Here is a 19,125-nt window from a genome sequence, read left to right as displayed (position 1 = left end):
CTGAATACATAGGGTTTTAAGAGCAAACCCGGGGAACTGAAACATCTAAGTACCCGGAGGAAAGGAAATCAATTGATACTCCCCTAGTAGCGGCGAGCGAACGGGGACCAGCCGAGCCTTGAGTGTGGATAGAATGGTCTGGAAAGGCCAGCCAGAGTGGGTGACAGCCCCGTATATGAAGCATGATGGGACGTATTAAGTAGGGCGGAACACGTGAAATTCTGTCTGAAGATCGGAGGACCACCTTCGAAGGCTAAGTACTCCTTACTGACCGATAGCGAACCAGTACCGTGAGGGAAAGGTGAAAAGCACCCCGACGAGGGGAGTGAAACAGTACCTGAAACCGAACGCCTACAATCAGTCGGAGGCCCCTTGCGGGCTGACGGCGTACCTTTTGTATAATGGGTCATCGACTTGGTCTATCTAGCAAGCTTAAGCCGTTAGGTGTAGGCGTAGCGAAAGCGAGTCTTAATAGGGCGAATGAGTTAGGTGGATCAGACCCGAAACCGAGTGATCTAGGCATGGCCAGGTTGAAGGTGCGGTAACACGCACTGGAGGACCGAACCCACATCTGTTGAAAAAGATCGGGATGAGCTGTGCCTAGGGGTGAAAGGCCAATCAAACTCGGAGATAGCTGGTTCTCTGCGAAATCTATTTAGGTAGAGCGTCATACGAATACTCCCGGGGGTAGAGCACTGAATGGGTAATGGGGGCCCACAGCCTTACTGATCCTAATCAAACTCCGAATACCGGGAAGTACTATATGGCAGACACACAGCGGATGCTAACGTCCGTTGTGGAGAGGGAAACAACCCTGACCTACAGCTAAGGCCCCTAATTCATGGCTAAGTGGGAAAGCAGGTGAGACGACCAAAACAACCAGGAGGTTGGCTTAGAAGCAGCCATCCTTTAAAGATAGCGTAACAGCTCACTGGTCTAAATAAGTTGTCTTGCGGCGAAGATGTACCGGGGCTCAAGCCATGAGCCGAAGCTTAGGGTGTGCATTTATGCACGCGGTAGCAGAGCGTAGTGTGACATAGTTCCATTCCTCCTTAGATCCTTCGGGGTCATTGGAGGATCGGAGCTTTCAGTGAAGCCGGCCTGTGAGGGATCCGGTGGAGAGATCACTAGCGAGAATGATGACATGAGTAGCGACAAAGGGGGTGAGAGACCCCCTCGCCGAAAATCCAAGGGTTCCTGCTTAAAGCTAATCTGAGCAGGGTAAGCCGGCCCCTAAGGCGAGGCCGAAAGGCGTAGCCGATGGGAACCAGGTTAATATTCCTGGGCCAGAAGGAAGTGACGGATCTCGAAGGTTGTTCATCCTTATTGGATTGAATGGGCAGCTTAGAGGTTCCTGGAAATAGCCCTTCATGAGACCGTACCCTAAACCGACACAGGTGGATAGGTAGAGTATACCAAGGCGCTTGAGAGAACGATGTTGAAGGAACTCGGCAAAATACCTCCGTAAGTTCGCGAGAAGGAGGCCCAGTTTCTACGCAAGTATTGACTGGGGGCACAAACCAGGGGGTGGCGACTGTTTACTAAAAACACAGGGCTCTGCGAAGTCGCAAGACGACGTATAGGGTCTGACGCCTGCCCGGTGCCGGAAGGTTAAAAGGAGGTGTGCAAGCACCGAATTGAAGCCCCGGTAAACGGCGGCCGTAACTATAACGGTCCTAAGGTAGCGAAATTCCTTGTCGGGTAAGTTCCGACCTGCACGAATGGCGTAACGACTTCCCCGCTGTCTCCAACATCGACTCAGCGAAATTGAATTGCCTGTCAAGATGCAGGCTTCCCGCGGTTAGACGGAAAGACCCCGTGCACCTTTACTACAGCTTCGCACTGGCATCAGGCACAACATGTGCAGAATAGGTGGTGGGCTTCGAAGCAGGGACGCCAGTTCCTGTGGAGCCTCCTTTGAGATACCACCCTTGTTCTGCTTGATGTCTAACCGCGGTCCGTTATCCGGATCCGGGACCCTGCGTGGTGGGTAGTTTGACTGGGGCGGTCGCCTCCTAAAGCGTAACGGAGGCGCGCGAAGGTTGGCTCAGAGCGGTCGGAAATCGCTCGTTGAGTGCAATGGCAGAAGCCAGCCTGACTGCGAGACTGACAAGTCGAGCAGAGTCGAAAGACGGCCATAGTGATCCGGTGGTCCCGAGTGGAAGGGCCATCGCTCAACGGATAAAAGGTACGCCGGGGATAACAGGCTGATACTGCCCAAGAGTCCATATCGACGGCAGTGTTTGGCACCTCGATGTCGGCTCATCTCATCCTGGGGCTGGAGCAGGTCCCAAGGGTATGGCTGTTCGCCATTTAAAGAGGTACGTGAGCTGGGTTTAGAACGTCGTGAGACAGTTCGGTCCCTATCTGCCGTGGGTGTAGGATACTTGAGAGGAGTTGCCCCTAGTACGAGAGGACCGGGGTGAACGATCCACTGGTGGACCAGTTGTCGTGCCAACGGCAGTGCTGGGTAGCTATGATCGGAAAGGATAACCGCTGAAGGCATCTAAGCGGGAAGCCCCCCTCAAAACAAGGTATCCCTGAGGACCGTGGAAGACTACCACGTCGATAGGCCGGAGATGTAAGCATGGTAACATGCTCAGTTGACCGGTACTAATGGTCCGATAGGCTTGATTTGATCCAGTAGAAAGCAAACCTACGCAGCGCTCAAGTAGCAAAGCGATAGCGCATCTTACTGATAAATCAAAAGCATACACAAAAGTGTACTGACTTGGACAAAATTGGATTTTTACTCGGTTTGGTGGTCATAGCACAAGTGAAACACCCGGTCCCATCCCGAACCCGGCCGTTAAGCACTGTCGCGCCAATGGTACTGCGTCTTAAGACGTGGGAGAGTAGGTCACCGCCAAACCTAGTAAAAATCCAAACATTCTCTCATAACGATCAAACAAAACAAAAACGCCGCTTCCATAAGGAGGCGGCGTTTGGCGTTGGAAAGGCCAATTCTCAAGGGAGTGAAACTGTAAGTGCCATCACCGATGGCGAGAGGATCAGAGGCTGTTCGCTCCCTGCAGTTTCAAAATAACACCTTCAAAAAAAGACCTTATCGCCATACGGCCCCAATCAACGGCTGAGACGTAGCTATCAAGTAGCGGGTCGAGTTGGGGAACCGCTTCGGCGAGGGTCGGTGCGTATGCGTAAAGAAGAAGCAGGATCAGGGCGAGCCCGACGCTCAACACAAACCCTTTGCGATATCCGCTACGGGTCTTTGATGTGGCAGGATCACTGCCTTCCTGCTCTATCTCATCCCCTTGTTGGGCATCGAGAGTAGAGTTGATTTCCTCAATGTCCGGCAACAAATCTCGTCCACGACCTTCGGTAAGTGCCTGGGTGGCTTCGAAATCATCGTCGGCACCGCGAAGTCGTGCCATACGTTCACGTATGGATTGCCGTTGCGCCTCTTCCTCATCAAAGTCTTCCAACCCCATTTCGGTTTGGGTTTCGATCTGTTCCTGATGTGATTGACGCGCTTCCAATTCGCGTTGCGCTTCCTCTTGCAAGATCGCCTGCACGTCCGGGCTCAGGGAGCGCCGTGGCGGCGTTTCCTCTGCGGCAGAAGTATCGGATGTGGGGTCAGAAACTGGCTCTTGCTCCGGTTCCTCCTCCTGAAGGATCTCTTCAGCCTCGCTCGCGGCGGGATCCATGATCGCTTCAGTGGGGTCTTCCGGCATCTGGACGCCGCGTTGAAACCAGGCGTGGCCACAGGCAGAACACTGCACATCACGCCCGGTCTCGGGCATGACGCGATCGTCAACCTCGTATTGTGCTCCGCAATTGGGGCAAACCAAACGCATTTTCTCACCCGTCCTGCCACCACAATGGGTGGCACCACCTGCCTTTTAAGATGTAATATGAGCAAGATAGACCTGAAAACCGAACCAAGGCAATCATTACATTGAAACAATTGACCTTGTGGGGCAAAACTGTCGCCACATCAGGCGGGGGTAGAAAGTGATCGAGCTGACACAAGTGTCTTACGGGTATGGCGGCGGATCGCTTTTACGTGACATGACGCTACAGGTCCCACCGGGATCGTTTCATTTCCTGACCGGCCCTTCGGGGGCGGGGAAGACCACCTTTCTCAAGCTGTGTTACGGAGAGCTGGTGCCGACCCATGGGGCGGCGACCCTTTTTGGGCAGGATACCCGGCAGATGAGCCGGGACGACGTGGCTGTGGTTCGGCGCCGAATCGGGGTTGTTCACCAGGATTGCCAGTTCCTCGACCATCTATCGGTTGCTGAGAATATTGCGCTGCCTTTGGCGGTTGCGGGGCGCCCGATGAGCGACATGCAAGAGCTGAATGAGCTTCTGGCCTGGGTTGGGTTAACCTCCCATGCCGATGCGCGCCCCCCGGAATTGTCCGGCGGTGAGCGGCAGAGGGCCGCACTGGCCCGGGCTGTGATCATGTCGCCGGATGTCATTTTGGCGGATGAGCCGACGGGCAATGTTGATTGGGACATGTCGTTGCGGTTGCTGACCTTGCTGGTCGAACTCAACAAACTGGGGAAAACCGTGTTGATTGCGACACATGACATGAACCTGATCCGACAGGCAAAGGCGCTGGTGCCAACGCGGGTGCTGCGGATCTCCGGGGGTCAGTTGCAGGCAGCGGGGGCAGACCTATGAGCGTTCGGGTGAGGCAGCTTTTGCATCTGGTGTCTGGCGATGCACAGGCAGACCGGGTTGTGCCCCCAACGGGTTTTACGGCGCGCCTGACGGTGTTTGCTGCAGGGGCTATGGCCTTTCTGGCGGTCTTCGCACTTGCCCTGTCACTTGCCTCTGGGCGGCTTGCGGATCGCTGGGCGCAGGCACTGGCGAAAAGCGCCACGATTCGCATCTCGGCGCCTGCGGATCAAATTGACATCCAGATACTGGCCGTGATGGAGGTGCTTGCCACCACGGAGGGCGTCAAAGAGGCCCGCCCACTGGGGGATGACGAGCAGCGCAAGCTGTTGGAGCCGTGGTTCGGGCCGGACCTGCCGCTGGAGCGTTTGCCTATCCCGCGTCTTATCGAGGTGATCGAAGATGACACCGGCGTGGATGTCGAGGGGCTGCGCGCGCGTTTGGCAGGGGAGGCGCCGGGCGCTGTCTTTGATGACCATAACCGCTGGAGAGAACCTCTGGTCAAAGCGGCTGGCCGGCTGCGCCTGTTGGGATACGCGGCCATGGGGTTGATTACCGCGCTGGCAGGGGTGGTCATTACCCTGGCGGCCTCAGCTGCCCTTTCCGCAAATGAACAGGTCATTCGGGTTTTGCGTCTTGTCGGCGCCCAGGATGCCTATATCGCCCGGGCTTTTGTGCGTCGGTACACCCTCAGGGCGTTCATGGGGGCGTTAGGGGGCACGGCGATTGGGATGATTGCAATCCTGCTGTTGCCCTCAGGTGTGGATCAGGGCAGTTTCCTGACCGGGCTTGGGTTTCAGGGGGGGCACTGGCTTTTGCCGCTGGGGATCCCGCCCGTGGCCGCTTTTGTCGCCTTTATCGCAACCCGACAGGCCGCTTTGGCCACCTTGCAGGAGAAACGCTAATGCGTCACGCCATTCAGTGGGTTCGCTCGCTTCTGTTCATCACCCAGATGTATCTGGTTCTTCCCATTATTGGCTTTGGTTTCATCCCGCTGATTTGGGTGAAGAAGGATTTTACCTTCGTGGCGATCCGCGCCTATTGCAATTGGGTGCGCTGGACGGCGTCCTGGATGGTGGGGCTGAAGTCCGAAATCCGGGGGGACGTGCCGCAAGATGAGGTGATCATTGCAGCCAAGCATCAGAGTTTCTTTGATATTCTGTTGATTGCAAGCGTCCTTCCCCGTCCGAAATATATCATGAAAAAGCAACTGAAATGGGCGCCGGTGATTGGGCTTTACGGCAAATACACCAATTCGGTTCCGGTGGATCGCGGCAAGCGCGGGGCGGCGATCAAGCAGATGGTGGCGGATGTGAAATCCGGTGCGGCGGCCCCGGGGCAGTTGGTGATTTTTCCGCAAGGCACACGTGTGGCCGCAGGCGCAGAGAAGCCGTATAAAATCGGTGCCGGTGTGCTTTACAAGGAAACGGCGCAGGACGTGGTGCCGGCGGCCACCAATGTGGGTGTGTTTTGGAAACGCCACGGGATCATGCGATATCCTGGGACAGCTGTGGTGGAGTTTCTGCCACGGATTGAGGCGGGCAAGGACCTTAAGTCCTTCATGTCAGAGATGGAGGCCGCCGTGGAAACCCGGTCTAACGCACTGATGGAAGAGGCGGGGTTTGACCTAAAGACAGGGAAGCGCAACTTCTAGGAAAACTAGAAAACTAGTTTTGAGGGGAACATGGAATATCTTGAAACAATAGAAGAGCTGGAGGCGCTTTATTCCTCCCCTTCAAAAGCGTCGCTTGTCAAAGTGGCAAAGCGCATGACCCCCACCTATCGCAAATGGATCATGGCATCCAAGTTCTGCGTGCTCAGCACGATTGGCCCCGAAGGGACCGATGGCAGCCCGCGGGGGGATGACGGGCCGGTGGTGTTGGAGCTGGATGAGCGCCATATCGCGTTGCCGGACTGGAGGGGCAACAATCGGATCGACAGCCTGCGCAATATTATCCGCGACCCGCGCGTCTCTCTCATGTTCATGGTGCCGCATGTCGATATTGTTGTGCGTCTGAATGGGCGGGCTCGTCTGACGGTGGATGAGGCGCTGCGCCAAAGGTTTGCGCGTGCGCAGGGGGAAAAGCTCCCGGGGTTGGTGACCGTTGTGCAGATTGATGAAATCTATGCCCAATGCGCCAAATCCATCATGCGATCGGGGCTCTGGCGTGCGGATCATACTCCGCCCGATATTCCCAGCCTGGGGGAGATGTTGAAAGAACAGTCCTCGGGCGAGTTTGATGGGGAGGCCTTTGATCGGGATTGGCCCGGCAAGGCGGCGCAGACACTTTGGTGATCTGACAAAAAAGGGCCCTCTCGGGGCCCTTCCTGTTTCTGACGGAGGATTGCGATCAGGCCGTAAGGCCCTGCGACCCCATCTTGAGGAATTTCTCGCGCCGCTCCTTTTTCAGGGCGTCGCCCTTCATGCGGTCCATAAGGGCCTTCAGTTCCTCTTCGATGGCTTTCCCAACGGCTTCGATTGTGCCTTTGCGGTCGCGTTGCGCACCGCCCATCGGCTCGTCGATAATCGTGTCGATCACACCCAGTTTCTTGAGGTCCTGCGCGGTCAGACGAAGAGCTTCGGCGGCCTCCCGCATCTTCTCGGCGTCTTTCCACAGGATCGAGGCGCACCCTTCGGGCGAGATGACGGAATAGACCGAATGTTCCAGCATCATCACCGTATTGGCCGTGGCCAGAGCAACCGCACCACCAGACCCGCCTTCGCCGATGATCACCGAGATCACCGGAACATTGGCGTTGAGGCAGCGTTCGGTCGAGCGGGCGATGGCTTCGGACTGGCCACGTTCTTCTGCCCCCTTGCCCGGATAGGCGCCGGGTGTGTCGACAAGTGCCACGATGGGCAGGCCGAACCGATCCGCCAGATCCATCAGGCGGATGGCCTTGCGATACCCTTCCGGGCGGGCCATGCCGAAATTGCGTTCGATGCGGGACTTTGTGTCGTGACCCTTTTCCTGACCCATCACCACGACAGGCATATCGCCGATCCGGGCCAGCCCGCCCATGACGGCGTGGTCATCGGCAAAGTTCCGGTCGCCTGCCAGCGGGGTGTATTCGGTGAACAGGGCGTCGATATAATCCTTGCAATGGGGGCGTTCCGGATGGCGCGCCACCTGGCATTTGCGCCAGGCTGTCAGGTTTTCGTAAAGCTCTTTCAGCAATGTGTCCGCCTTGGCGTCCAGCGCTGCGGCCTCACCTTCCACATCCATCTCTTCATTGGCTCGCGCCATGGCCCGCAGTTCCTCTGCCTTGCCTTCGATTTCTGCCAGTGGTTTTTCAAATTCGAGATAGTGAGTCATGGCCACGCCTGATTGATACCTGTTTCCTGCTATATGACGCTTGGGAAGCCGCATTGCAACGGCCAGCCCCCGGAAAACGCGCCTTGAGCCCGGTTGGGCAGAGGGAAGTTTGGCAAGATTTATGCACGGCTCTTGCGGCAGAAACAGGGGGAAAGGTCAGAAGGGACGCTCAAATGCGATATGAAGACCGGCTGGTCCGGGTGCTTAACCACATTCACGACAATCCAAACGGCGATCTGTCACTGGATACTCTGGCGCCATGATCGCCGCGCGGGGGCTCTGGCCGAAATGTGGCCAGGTCTACGGCGTGTATTTTGATGACCCCGCCGCTGTGCCCGAGGCGGATCTGCGTAGTTTCGCAGGGGCTGAGTGGACGGCTGGCGAGATCCCGGAAGGGTTCGAAAGTGTTGAGCTTCCGGCAGGGCAGGCGGCTGTTCTGACCTTCAAAGGCCCCTATGCCACGATCAAGTCCGGCTATGACGCGCTTTACGGGGAATGGTTGCCACGATCGGGTGAGACCCCGGCTGACAGCCCGTGTTTTGAGATCTACCTGAATGATCCGCGGGAAACGGCTCCCGAGAATTTGTTGACGGAACTCGGCCTGCCTCTCGCGTGATATTGGGGGGCGGAGAGGCTCCGCCCCATCCGTTCATTTCGTGGCGATTTCAATCAGCTTGGCAAACTGTTCAGGGGTCAGCACCTCGCGCCAGTGATCGGTGCAATTTGACCGCATCATCACCAGTGTGGTTTCATTGGCGCCGATTTTTCCGGCCAGGGCCTGGCGTTCTTCGACCGGCGCCCCCTTGATGATGGCAGCTTTCATCTCTGCGCGAAGGGCCACGGTTTCTTCCTCCAGCGCTTTGCGCTGCGCGGGCATGGACGCCATCCAGTTTTGCAGGATGTCTTTCTGCGCTGCATCCAGCCCAACCACATCCTGATTTTTATTCAGGATGCCGGTCAGCATGATTACGGGCACTGAAAGGCCAGTTTTGGCGGGTTGCGATTGCTGGGCATGACCGGGGATAGCCATGGCGCAGGTCATGGCAGCGGCAAGGAAAAGTGGTTTCATACGAACCTCTTACATTAAAGAGGCGTCCCTTTGTGGCAAGGCGTAGTCAGCGCCCGAGAGAACTTATAAACACATATGAATTTAAATAATTGATGTATGTCATAGAGGGTCGGAAAACGGGATCCCAACAAAAAAGCCCTGCCGCTTGGGCAGGGCCAGTTGGGGAAGAGAGGTCTGATCAGCTATTGGCGATCAACTCTGCCTGGGCGACGATCACTTCGGCCTGTTTGATTGATGCGATGTCGACAAGGCGGCCCTTGTAGACAGTGGCGCCTTCGCCATTGGCCTTTGCCTGTTCCATCGCGGCCAGGATCTCGCGCGCTTCGGTGACGGCGTCTTCGGACGGGGTGAAGACCTCGTTTGCAAGAGCGATCTGTTTCGGATGGATCGCCCATTTGCCCACCATGCCCAGCGTTGCCGAGCGCTTCGCCTGTGCGATGTAGCCCTCGTCGTCCGAAAAATCGCCGAACGGGCCGTCAACCGGCAGGATGCCGTGGGTGCGACAGGCGGCAACGATGGCAGCCTGTGCCCAGTGCCACGGGTCGGACCAGTGCTTCTCGCCTTCGCGCAGCATGTAATAGTTTTCCTGCGTGCCGCCGATGCCGGTGGTCTGCATGCCCATCGAGGCGGCGAAATCAGCTGCCCCCAGCGACATGGCCTGCAGGCGGGGGCTGGATGCTGCGATGGCTTCGACATGGGCGATACCGGCAGCTGATTCGATGATCACTTCAAAGCTGACCGGCTTGGTGCGGCCCTTTGCGCGTTCGATTGCCGTGACCAGCGCGTCCACCGCATAGACGTCTTCAGCACAACCCACTTTGGGGATCATGATCTGGTCGATGCGATCACCGGCTTGCTCCAGCAGGTCCACAACGTCGCGATACCAATAGGGCGTGTCGAGGCTGTTGATCCGTACCGACATGTATTTGTTGCCCCAGTCGATCGTGTTCAGGGCCTCAATGATATTGGCGCGGGCCACGTCCTTGTCCGACGGAGCAACCGAATCCTCGAGGTCCAGGTTGATCACGTCAGCAGCGGAAGCCGCCATTTTGGGGAACAGCTTGGTGTTTGATCCCGGGCCAAACAATTGGCAGCGGTTCGGGCGGGCCGGGGCGGTGGGTTGGATACGGAAGGACATGTGTCACCTCTGAGCAATGAAGTTGCGATTTTCTTGGCGCAATCGTTATGAAATTGCGCGAGCTAAGGCAAGTTGATTTTGCATTCGCAGCATTATGCCGCGCGGCGGCAATATTCCTGCCGGTGATAATTTGACGAAAGGAATTTGCGCCAAATTGTCAAAATGACGAAGAAACTTGTGCAAATGTCGTCAACGGTCGTGCCTTCGCAAAAAAATGCGGCATTGAATCGTGAAAATGCCCGTTGGGGAATATTTAACACCGAAAAAGAGGAAAGGGCCAAGGCCATGATCAAAACTCCGTACCTGTTGTTCCTGGGCGATGCGCCTGATCAATTGGCCGCCAAGGTCGCCATTGGTATCCGTGACTGGCGTCCGGAAAATGCCGTGGGGCAGTTCCGCATGGAGGGCTGCGGTGCGGATCTCGGCCTGACCGACATGACCTTGCAAGAAGCCAAGGCGGCAGGTGCGAAGACGCTGGTGGTTGGCGTGGCCAACCGCGGTGGTGTGATCTCGAAAGAGTGGAAGAAAGTGCTGGTGATGGCGCTTGAGGAAGGGTTTGATCTGGCCTCGGGCCTGCACAACCTTCTGACCGACGAGCCCGATCTGGTCGCCGTGGCCGAAGCCACCGGGCAGGAACTGCATGACGTGCGGATCCCCGAGGTGGATTACCCGATTGCCAATGGCAAAAAGCGGACCGGCAAACGCTGCCTGGCCGTGGGCACCGATTGTTCCGTGGGCAAGATGTACACGGCCCTTTGCATGGATGCGGAGATGCGCAAACGCGGCATGAAGTCGACCTTCCGTGCCACGGGCCAGACCGGTATCCTGATCACCGGTGATGGTGTGCCTTTGGATGCAGTGGTCGCCGACTTCATGGCCGGCTCGATTGAGTATCTGACCCCGGATAATGACGATGACCACTGGGATCATATCGAGGGTCAGGGCTCGCTGTTCCACGTGTCCTATTCGGGTGTGACCATGGCGTTGATCCATGGCGGTCAGCCGGACGCTCTGGTGCTTGCCCATGAACCGACCCGCGCGCATATGCGCGGCCTGCCGGAATACACCCAGCCCTCGCTGGAAGCGCTGCGCGACACCGCACTGAATCTGGCTAAGGTGGCAAACCCGGACTGTCAGGTGATTGGTATCTCGGTCAACACGCAGCACATGTCGGATGAGGATGCCAAGGCCTATCTGGCGAAGGTTGAGGCCGATATGGGCCTGCCGGCGACCGATCCGTTCCGCTATGGTGCGGGCAAGCTGGTGGATGCGCTGGCGGCGATCTGATAGGCCGTTGATGTGATCAGAAGGCTGGGGGCTTTGCCCCCAGACCCCCAAGGTATTTCAGGCAAGAAAAAGGCGGGTGCATGGAAATCTCAGTTACTCCTGACGTGTTCAAACTGGCGCAGGTGTTCACTATCTCGCGTGGATCACGGACCGAAGCGAAAGTGCTGACGGTGCGGGTGAAGGATGGGGACCATCAGGGCTGGGGCGAATGTGTGCCTTATGCGCGTTATGACGAAACGTTGGAGAGTGTGACGGATGAGATCATGGGGCTGTCTGGCGACATCACGCGTGAGGCACTTTATGATCTTCTGCCAGCAGGGGCTGCGCGCAATGCCGTTGACTGTGCGCTGTGGGATCTGGAGGCCAAGCGCGCGGGGAAACGGGTTTGGGAACTGGCGGGGTTAGCTCGCCCGGGGCCGGAGATCACGGCCTATACGCTGTCATTGGCGGAGCCTGCCGAGATGCAGGCGCAGGCAGCAAAAAACGCTCACCGTCCCTTGCTCAAGATCAAGCTGGGCACGCCCGATGATATGCCGCGACTGGAAGCGGTGCGGGCAGGGGCGCCAAAGTCGCGTATCATCGTGGACGCAAATGAGGGTTGGACCGCCGAGGTTTACGCCGATCTTGCCCCGCATCTGGTGCGGCTTGGGGTGCAGCTGGTGGAGCAGCCCTTACCGGCCGGAGAGGATGATGCGCTGATCGGGATGGAGCGCCCTGTGCCGGTCTGTGCTGATGAAAGTTGCCACGACCGCTCCAGCCTGCCGGGGCTTAAAGGCAAATATGATGTGGTGAATATCAAGCTGGATAAGACTGGTGGCCTGACCGAGGCCTTGCGTCTGCGTGAGGCGGCCCTTGCCGATGGCTACAAGGTGATGACTGGCTGTATGGTCGGCTCGTCCCTGGCGATGGCACCGGCGGTGCTGGTTGCGCAGGGGTCGGTTGTGACCGATCTGGACGGGCCACTTTTGCTGGCGGAAGATCGCGAGGCCCCTTTGTTGTTTGACGACAAGGGGGTGCACCCGCCAGAGGCCGCCCTTTGGGGATGAGCTTAACCGCGCCCGGCGATCTGGGTCAGAAAAACTCCAGCCCCCATCACCGCGATGCCGCCTGCACGGGCAAGGGTCAGCGGATGCTGCGTCGCACCGAACAGGCCCCAGTGGTCGATGATCGCAGCTGAGATCAATTGTCCGATCAGGACGAAAAAGACCGCGTTGCCCACTCCGAATGTGGGGGCCACCCAGGTAATGGTCAGCACGTAAAACGCCACCAGGCATCCGGCGAGGAACAGATGAGGAGGGGCGCCGATCGCGCCTTTGAGGGAGCTTCCGGAAAACAGAAACACCGCGCTGGCCGTGATCAGCGCCACCAGGAAAAGGATCACCCCTGCCGCTACGGGCGACCCCATTCGCTGGCCCAGTGCCGCATTCAGTGCCGCCAATACCGGGATCCCGATCCCGGCCACGAGCATGATCAAAGCAGATTGTGTGGCGGGCATTGAGGCTTCCCCTTTGCAAAATCATCCGTTAGGCCAGTCCTGACGACTTCAATGTCAACAGCCAAGACAGCAACCCACTGCCCCGTCAATCTTTCATGCATCCCGTGACGCGGCGTTCCAACGAGGAGACCCAAATGACCCGTACCGTTTATGTGAATGGCGACTATCTGCCCGAAACAGACGCCAAGGTTTCGATCTTTGATCGCGGATTTCTGTTCGCGGATGCGGTTTATGAGGTGACGTCGGTTCTGGGCGGCAAGCTGATTGATTTTGAAGGTCACGCGGTGCGTCTGGAACGTTCGCTGAAGGAGCTGGGGATCGAGAGCCCGATTTCGAAAGAGGACCTGCTTGAGGTGCACCGTGAGTTGGTGCGGGCCAATGGCATTGACGAAGGTCTGATCTATCTGCAGATCTCGCGCGGGGCGGACAGTGACCGGGACTTCGTCTTCCCGGATGCGGACAAGGTCAAGCCGACGGTGGTGCTGTTTACCCAAAACAAGCCCGGCCTGGCTGAGACGGTAAAGCCGGTCAAGGTGATCTCGATTGAAGACATTCGCTGGGGCCGTCGCGACATCAAAACGGTGCAGCTGCTTTACCCGTCGATGGGCAAGATGATGGCCAAGGCGGCAGGCTGTGATGATGCCTGGCTGGTGGAAGACGGTTATGTGACCGAAGGCACCTCGAACAATGTCTATATCGTCAAAGGGGGCAAAATTATCACCCGTGCCCTGTCCAACGACATCCTGCATGGCATCACCCGTGCCGCCGTGCTGCGCTTTGCCCGCGAGGCGCAGATGGAAGTGGAGGAACGTAGCTTTACAATTGCTGAGGCACAGGAGGCAGATGAAGCCTTCTTTACCTCGGCCTCGGCCTTTGTGATGCCGGTGGTCGAAATTGACGGGGTGGCATTGGGGGATGGTCAGCCCGGCCCGGTCATGGCGCGCCTGCGTGAAATTTACCTGGAAGAAAGCCTGAAAAAGGCCGAGTGATTGAGCGTCACTGCCCGGAAATGACGCCCCGCGCCGTAAGGTGCGGGGTTTTTTATCTGTGATTTATCCGAAATGGGGAAAGTCGAAACGCTTGGTGACAAACGCCCTCTTGTGTCGCCCTCTCACGTATTACCCAAAGCGGAAGCTGGTGGCGGTGACCCCACCGAAAATGCCCTCTTCGTGGTAGCACACACTGGCTGGGTCTTCTTCGGCCGCGCCAAGGGCAGCAAAGAGCGGCACAAGGTGGTCTTCTTCCTTGTGCGCAATCCGGGCTGACGGGGCCGTTTCCCAGTTCAGGATTGCGGCTCGACGTTTGTCCGGTGACAACATCATGGCCGTGTTCAGCCAGGCGTCAAACTCCGTTGAAGGAATGCGCGCCTCGGGACCCATCTGGCGCAGATTGTGATAAGACAGGCCGGATCCGACAATCAGCACCCCTTCATCGCGCAGCGGGGCCAGGGCCCGGCCAAGTGCCATGTGCTGGGCAGGATCGTACGTCCTGTTCAGGGACACCTGGTAGGTGGGCATATCGGCTTTCGGATACATCACTGCCATCGGCGCAAACACCCCGTGGTCAAACCCCTGGGCTGCATTCAACGCGCTGGGCAGTCCCGCAGCGCGGATCAGATCCTGTGTCCTTTGCGCAAGATCAGGATCGCCGGGGGCAGGGTAGGTGATTTCATATGTCTCCGGCGGGAAGCCGGAATAGTCATAGACCATGGGTGGCGCAGCGGATGACATCACGTCAAACCCGTTGCTCTCCCAATGGCCTGAAATCATCAGAACTGCTTTGGGGCGTTCGGGCAATTTCGACGGCATTGCGGCAAGGGATCGCTCCAACGTCGCAAACATCTGGCGCATGCGGGGTATCCAGGGCCAGGGGCCGCCACCGTGGGAGATGAAATAGGTGGGTTGTCTCATGTCTTGCTCCTTTTGAAGCAGATATAAGGGGCAAATTTATGTGCGAAATATCGAAGTTTAAACAGCGGGTGTGCGCAATTGCGCAGGATCCTGCAGGTGCTTTGCAATCCCGCCAACCGTCAGATCCGTAAGCCCTTCTGGTGATCCTCGCCTTGTTTGGGTGATGATCCGGGGCAGAACCTCGGAAAACAGCTCTTCCAAATCCAGCATCAGATCGTCGATTACGTGATCCGAGGGACGCAGGGGCAGCGGATTATTGGCCGAGGAGCAGGTATGCTGGATTGTGTCATAGACTGCGCGTGCGATGGCCGGGTCCGCATCCGGTAGCGCGGTCAGGAAAGTGTCAAACCCCTCGCCTTCGCGCGCGCGGTAAAGCGCCAGCATTTTCTGTCCGCCATTCCAGATCGACAGGCCGATCAGCACCATGCCACCGAACATGAAGAGACCAAGGGCAGGGTGGTAATAAAACCCGGCCACGGTCAGCGCGGCGGATACGGCCGTCAGGATCAAAAGCGTGCGGGTCACGCCTTCTCTTCACCCACATTTTCAGCGAAAGCCACCTTGAACTCCGCCTGTTTCTCCGGGCTGGCATCGGTCTGATACTTGGACTTCCATTCGTCCATGCTCATGCCATAGAAGATCTCGCGCGCTTGGGTTTTGTCCATCTCGATGCCGCGCTCATTCGCCGCTTCCTGATACCAGCGTGACAGGCAGTTGCGGCAAAACCCGGCCAGGTTCATCATGTCGATGTTCTGCACATCGGTGCGCTTTTCCATCAGATGCGCACGCAGCGCGCGAAACGCGGCGGCTTCAAGCTCGATACGGGTCTGGTCGTCCATCCTGGGCTCCATTTATAAAACGTCTTTCGCATAAGACGGGCTGAGATCTGCCACGTCAACGGACAGGCTGCCGACATTTGGCAGTTGGCGCCGCAGCACCGTAAGGATCAGCTGCGCCAACTCACTTTTCACCGTTTCGCTGCGCCCCGGCAGCAAAGCCAGAGCCGCATGGCAGAAACTGGCAGGGTCGGTGCCGATACGATAGGCATCGCAGGGAATGGCGCGCACTTTCAGGCTTTCGGGATGAGGGATCGCGTCATGGGCTGCCAGCGCCTCGAAAACGGCCTCACATGCCGGCTGCATTCCCGATGTCACACCGGCATATTCTATCCTTACATGTGGCACCGTGCTCTCCTTTTTCTTGCCTGAAATACCTTGGGGTGAGGCCTCCCTCCAAGAGGGGGGCCTGGTGGGCAAAGCCCCTTACAGCCCGCTCTCCACCAGTACCTCCGTCAGGATCGGTGCAAGCCGCTCTGCCCACCAGGCCTGTTGGGCCTCGGTTTCAATCAGGTCATTGCGGATCTCAATCAGCACATTGGGAAGACCCAGCTTCAACGCTTGCCGATCAATGCTGTCACCATCCAGATGGCCGCCATAAGGTTCGTTTTCACCGACACACCATTCGCCCTCGGCCTCAAGGCGGGCCAATAGCGGCGTTGCCACCCGGCTGTCCTTGTCGTGCAGCACCGCAATATGCCAGGGGCGGGGTTCGCGCCCCTTGAGCTGAGGTGTGTAACTGTGCATTGCCAGAAGAACCGGGTTCGGGTGCGCGGCCAGAACCCCGGCCAATGCCTCGTGATAGGGGCGATGAAACGCCGCAAGGCGGCGCTCGCGCTCGGCGGCATCGGCGTGGCGGTTGGCGGGGATGATAGACCCGTCATAAAGCTTCATCAGAACAGTCGGGTCGTCTTCGCCCCGGTTCGGATCCACCACAAGCCGCGAAAACCGCGACAGGATGGCAGGGCTGTTAAGCAGCCGTGACAGGTGGCGGGTAACCCCGGCAGCGCCCACATCATAGGCAATATGGCGGTTCATATCGGCCTCGGGCAGCCCGAGGTCTCCGCCATTGACGCAGGGCGGCACCCGGTTTGAGGCGTGGTCGCAGGAAATCACCCAGCGGCCGGTCAGGGTCTCGCCAATGATTTCAAAAGCATCATGCAAAATCGCGTCTTTCATCGGAGCACTGTCATGGTTTTGTAACGGTCATCTCTTACCGCCATTTACGTCAGTGCAAGGAAAAGCACCAGTTCCCTCACGCATAAAGTGACGCGAAACAAATTGATGAGAGCGCTAACATATCGTTTCACCGCCCCGCAATATTGGCTATAGAGCGGGTGAGGGATGATGTCGCCCAAAAGGAAATGCCGATGAGACGCCAGAGAAATGTAAAAATTGTCGCCACGCTTGGCCCTGCTTCCAGCGATTATGACACTATTCGGGCCTTGTTCGAAGCGGGCGCTGATGTGTTTCGCATGAACATGTCCCATGGCACTCATGACGAGCAACGCGAACGCCACGCGCTGGTGCGCAAGGTGGAAAAGGACCTGGAACGCCCGATCGCTATTCTGGCGGATCTGCAAGGCCCCAAATTGCGTTGCGGTGTTTTTGCCGCCGGTGCAACCGAGATCGAAGAGGGGCAGGTCTTCCGCTTTGATCTTGATGCTACGCCGGGGGAAAGCCACCGTGTCTGCCTGCCCCATCCCGAAATTTTTGCAGCTCTTGAGCCCGGGGCTACCCTGCTGGTCAATGATGGTAAACTGCGCCTGCGGGTCAAGGATTGCAGTGCTGATCACGCCAATTGCATCGTCGAAGTGGGCGGCACGATTTCGGACCGCAAAGGTGTGAACGTGCCCGATGTGGTGCTGCCCCTTGCAGCGCTTTCCGAAAAAGACCGTGCTGATCTGGAATTTGCCTGCCAGCTGGGGGTCGATTGGCTTGCGCTCAGCTTTGTGCAGCGGGCCGAGGATGTGGAAGAGGCCCGCACGCTGGCGCAGGGCCGTGCCGCGGTTCTGTCAAAGATTGAAAAACCCGCTGCAGTGGATGCGTTTGACGAGATCCTGAAAGCCTCGGATGGGATCATGGTTGCGCGTGGTGACCTGGGGGTCGAGCTGCCGGTTCAGGCCGTGCCGCCGATCCAGAAACGTCTGATCCATGCCTGCCACCGTGCTGGTAAACCGGTGATCGTCGCGACCCAGATGCTGGAAAGCATGATCGAAAGCCCGATGCCTACCCGCGCGGAAGTGTCCGACGTGGCCAATGCGATTTATGACGGGACCGATGCGGTCATGCTGTCAGCCGAAAGTGCGGCAGGGGCTTATCCGGTTGAAGCTGTGGCAACGATGAATGCCGTGGCCATCGAGGTCGAAAATGATCCCACCTACCGCGAGCAGGTGGATGCACAGCGCGTGGCCGCGCGACGGGGCGTGAATGACGCCATCGTTGCAGCCGCGCGTGAGATTGCCGAAACCACCGACATCAAGGCGATCTGCTGTTTTACCCAGTCTGGCACCACGGCGCTGCTCACCTCGCGGGAACGGCCACGGGTGCCGATCATCGCGCTGACCCCGCTGCGGGGGACGGCGCGCCGTCTCTGCCTGTCCTGGGGCACCAATTGTTTTGTCACCCCGGGGGAGGTCAAACGCTTCAAGGCCGCAGTGGTTTCGGCGGCCCGGGCCGCGCGCGCCTCGGGGCTGGCGCAAGAGCATGACCAGATCGTCGTGACGGCGGGTGTGCCCTTCAACGTGCCCGGCACAACCAACATCCTGCGGGTGGCCCCCTGTGACGAAAGGTTGATTTTCGCCACGGATGCGGAGTAATAATACCTTATTTATATAGGGTATTCAGATGACACATGATCTTTTTCTGGTGATCGGGATCTGCGTTCTTGTCCTGTCGATCCCGGCCATCCTCAACGCGATGCTGGATGGTCATGCCCCCCGGGTGGCCGCCATTACGGTGCTGATCGGAGGGGGGCTGATTTTCATGGCGGTTCGGGGAAAGCCCGGCGGATATGCGATTGCGGATATCCCGGATCTGTTTGTCACCGTATTGGGGCGGATCCTCAACTGAGGCGCACGCGGCGCCAGCGCAGGTTTTTTGTGCTGGATGGGGGCTGATACCCCTTGTCAGACTGGCGAATCCCTTCTATACGCCACACTTCATGCGCGCCCGGCTCAAGTGGCATGCCGAGTCGCGTCCGAACCGAACCCATGAAGGAGACGGAAATGCCCAAGATGAAGACCAAATCGAGCGCCAAGAAGCGCTTTAAGGTGACTGCAACTGGCAAGGTCCTCGCTGGCCAAGCCGGTAAGCGTCACGGCATGATCAAGCGGACCAAGAAATTCATCCGCGATGCCCGTGGCACCACCACCCTGTCCGCCCCCGACGCAAAGATCGTCAAGGGCTACATGCCCTACGACCGCTAAG

At 58.0% G+C, this 19,125-nt stretch carries 21 protein-coding genes and 2 rRNA genes (1 of these 23 running past the window's edge); 13 read left to right on the top strand and 10 right to left on the bottom strand.

Translation table 11 applies throughout. The features are described from left to right. A 23S ribosomal RNA gene (locus tag K3J57_RS12180) occupies nt 1-2,638 on the top strand; it begins 193 nt to the left of the window's first position. Nucleotides 2,639-2,757: 119 nt separating this feature from the next. Next, nucleotides 2,758-2,872: ribosomal RNA gene (gene rrf, locus K3J57_RS12175) — 5S ribosomal RNA — on the top strand. Nucleotides 2,873-3,011: 139 nt separating this feature from the next. On the opposite strand, the gene K3J57_RS12170 is transcribed toward rrf, so the two are convergent. Next, on the bottom strand, nt 3,012-3,815 hold the full coding sequence (locus K3J57_RS12170; RefSeq protein ID WP_259792089.1) for a zinc-ribbon domain-containing protein: 804 nt from the start codon (nt 3,813-3,815) through the stop codon (nt 3,012-3,014). 157 nt (nt 3,816-3,972) lie between these two features. Between K3J57_RS12170 and K3J57_RS12165 the strand changes: the two genes are divergently transcribed. Genes K3J57_RS12165 through K3J57_RS12150 form a run of 4 tightly spaced genes read left to right on the top strand, consistent with a single transcriptional unit; the run spans nt 3,973 to nt 6,940 of the window. Beyond that, nucleotides 3,973-4,647 carry a cell division ATP-binding protein FtsE gene (locus K3J57_RS12165; RefSeq protein ID WP_173484797.1) on the top strand — a complete coding sequence of 225 codons (675 nt, stop codon included), beginning with the start codon at nt 3,973-3,975 and terminating at the stop codon, nt 4,645-4,647. Then, nucleotides 4,644-5,549 carry a cell division protein FtsX gene (locus tag K3J57_RS12160; RefSeq protein ID WP_259792085.1) on the top strand — a complete coding sequence of 302 codons (906 nt, stop codon included), beginning with the start codon at nt 4,644-4,646 and terminating at the stop codon, nt 5,547-5,549. The genes K3J57_RS12165 and K3J57_RS12160 overlap by 4 nt, the downstream gene beginning before the upstream one ends. Further along, nucleotides 5,549-6,298, top strand: coding sequence for a lysophospholipid acyltransferase family protein (locus tag K3J57_RS12155; protein ID WP_259796091.1), 750 nt, complete (start codon nt 5,549-5,551; stop codon nt 6,296-6,298). The genes K3J57_RS12160 and K3J57_RS12155 overlap by 1 nt, the downstream gene beginning before the upstream one ends. 30 nt (nt 6,299-6,328) lie before the next feature. Beyond that, a complete protein-coding gene (locus K3J57_RS12150; protein WP_259796089.1) occupies nt 6,329-6,940 on the top strand; it encodes a pyridoxamine 5'-phosphate oxidase family protein in 612 nt (203 codons plus the stop codon). Nucleotides 6,941-6,995: 55 nt separating this feature from the next. Here K3J57_RS12150 and K3J57_RS12145 read toward each other — a convergent pair whose 3' ends face one another. Beyond that, on the bottom strand, nt 6,996-7,961 hold the full coding sequence (locus K3J57_RS12145) for an acetyl-CoA carboxylase carboxyltransferase subunit alpha (RefSeq protein WP_259792081.1): 966 nt from the start codon (nt 7,959-7,961) through the stop codon (nt 6,996-6,998). Nucleotides 7,962-8,220: 259 nt separating this feature from the next. Between K3J57_RS12145 and K3J57_RS12140 the strand changes: the two genes are divergently transcribed. Then, the gene (locus tag K3J57_RS12140) at nt 8,221-8,577 is read left to right on the top strand and encodes an AraC family transcriptional regulator (protein WP_259796086.1); all 357 of its coding nucleotides are present in this window, start codon (nt 8,221-8,223) and stop codon (nt 8,575-8,577) included. A gap of 33 nt (nt 8,578-8,610) precedes the next feature. Here the strand turns inward: K3J57_RS12140 and K3J57_RS12135 are convergent, their stop codons facing one another. Beyond that, nucleotides 8,611-9,030 (bottom strand): hypothetical protein, encoded by a 420-nt coding sequence (locus K3J57_RS12135; RefSeq protein ID WP_259784870.1) that lies wholly within the window; start codon nt 9,028-9,030, stop codon nt 8,611-8,613. Between the two features lie 178 nt (nt 9,031-9,208). Continuing rightward, a complete protein-coding gene (locus K3J57_RS12130) occupies nt 9,209-10,168 on the bottom strand; it encodes an L-malyl-CoA/beta-methylmalyl-CoA lyase (protein ID WP_259784868.1) in 960 nt (319 codons plus the stop codon). 285 nt (nt 10,169-10,453) lie between these two features. Between K3J57_RS12130 and dgcN the strand changes: the two genes are divergently transcribed. Both dgcN and dgcA read left to right on the top strand, forming a co-directional pair. Next, complete coding sequence (dgcN, locus tag K3J57_RS12125) at nt 10,454-11,455, top strand: N-acetyltransferase DgcN (RefSeq protein ID WP_259775909.1); 1,002 nt, start codon at nt 10,454-10,456, stop codon at nt 11,453-11,455. A gap of 80 nt (nt 11,456-11,535) precedes the next feature. Continuing rightward, a complete protein-coding gene (gene dgcA, locus K3J57_RS12120; protein WP_259784864.1) occupies nt 11,536-12,501 on the top strand; it encodes an N-acetyl-D-Glu racemase DgcA in 966 nt (321 codons plus the stop codon). A 2-nt stretch (nt 12,502-12,503) separates the two neighbouring features. Here the strand turns inward: dgcA and K3J57_RS12115 are convergent, their stop codons facing one another. After that, nucleotides 12,504-12,950, bottom strand: a complete 447-nt coding sequence (locus K3J57_RS12115; protein WP_173484807.1) for a DMT family transporter — start codon at nt 12,948-12,950, stop codon at nt 12,504-12,506. A gap of 134 nt (nt 12,951-13,084) precedes the next feature. Here K3J57_RS12115 and K3J57_RS12110 point away from each other — a divergent pair, with 134 nt between their 5' ends. Continuing rightward, the gene (locus K3J57_RS12110; protein WP_173484808.1) at nt 13,085-13,939 is read left to right on the top strand and encodes a D-amino-acid transaminase; all 855 of its coding nucleotides are present in this window, start codon (nt 13,085-13,087) and stop codon (nt 13,937-13,939) included. Nucleotides 13,940-14,068: 129 nt separating this feature from the next. Here K3J57_RS12110 and K3J57_RS12105 read toward each other — a convergent pair whose 3' ends face one another. The 5 genes from K3J57_RS12105 to K3J57_RS12085 all read right to left on the bottom strand — a co-directional run bounded on the left by K3J57_RS12105 (nt 14,069) and on the right by K3J57_RS12085 (nt 16,875). After that, nucleotides 14,069-14,860: a DODA-type extradiol aromatic ring-opening family dioxygenase gene (locus K3J57_RS12105; protein WP_259796084.1), complete on the bottom strand. Its 792-nt coding sequence runs from the start codon at nt 14,858-14,860 to the stop codon at nt 14,069-14,071. A 57-nt stretch (nt 14,861-14,917) separates the two neighbouring features. Then, the gene (locus K3J57_RS12100; protein WP_259796079.1) at nt 14,918-15,385 is read right to left on the bottom strand and encodes a hypothetical protein; all 468 of its coding nucleotides are present in this window, start codon (nt 15,383-15,385) and stop codon (nt 14,918-14,920) included. Beyond that, on the bottom strand, nt 15,382-15,699 hold the full coding sequence (locus K3J57_RS12095; protein WP_173484811.1) for a DUF1244 domain-containing protein: 318 nt from the start codon (nt 15,697-15,699) through the stop codon (nt 15,382-15,384). The genes K3J57_RS12100 and K3J57_RS12095 overlap by 4 nt, the downstream gene beginning before the upstream one ends. Before the next feature lie 12 nt (nt 15,700-15,711). Beyond that, nucleotides 15,712-16,044: a 5-carboxymethyl-2-hydroxymuconate Delta-isomerase gene (locus K3J57_RS12090; protein WP_259775904.1), complete on the bottom strand. Its 333-nt coding sequence runs from the start codon at nt 16,042-16,044 to the stop codon at nt 15,712-15,714. 78 nt (nt 16,045-16,122) lie between these two features. Further along, nucleotides 16,123-16,875, bottom strand: a complete 753-nt coding sequence (locus tag K3J57_RS12085; RefSeq protein ID WP_259775903.1) for an N-formylglutamate amidohydrolase — start codon at nt 16,873-16,875, stop codon at nt 16,123-16,125. Between the two features lie 191 nt (nt 16,876-17,066). Here K3J57_RS12085 and pyk point away from each other — a divergent pair, with 191 nt between their 5' ends. The 3 genes from pyk to rpmI all read left to right on the top strand — a co-directional run bounded on the left by pyk (nt 17,067) and on the right by rpmI (nt 19,124). Then, nucleotides 17,067-18,515, top strand: a complete 1,449-nt coding sequence (gene pyk / locus K3J57_RS12080) for a pyruvate kinase (protein ID WP_259792056.1) — start codon at nt 17,067-17,069, stop codon at nt 18,513-18,515. A gap of 28 nt (nt 18,516-18,543) precedes the next feature. Continuing rightward, nucleotides 18,544-18,768, top strand: a complete 225-nt coding sequence (locus K3J57_RS12075) for a hypothetical protein (protein WP_055187386.1) — start codon at nt 18,544-18,546, stop codon at nt 18,766-18,768. A gap of 155 nt (nt 18,769-18,923) precedes the next feature. Continuing rightward, complete coding sequence (gene rpmI / locus K3J57_RS12070) at nt 18,924-19,124, top strand: 50S ribosomal protein L35 (RefSeq protein ID WP_055187494.1); 201 nt, start codon at nt 18,924-18,926, stop codon at nt 19,122-19,124. Nucleotide 19,125: the final 1 nt, after the last annotated feature.

Source organism: Aliiroseovarius crassostreae (assembly GCF_025137635.1).
Lineage (GTDB): Bacteria > Pseudomonadota > Alphaproteobacteria > Rhodobacterales > Rhodobacteraceae > Aliiroseovarius > Aliiroseovarius crassostreae.
Note: the sequence above shows the minus strand (reverse complement) of the source record. Positions and strands in the feature narration are given on the sequence as shown.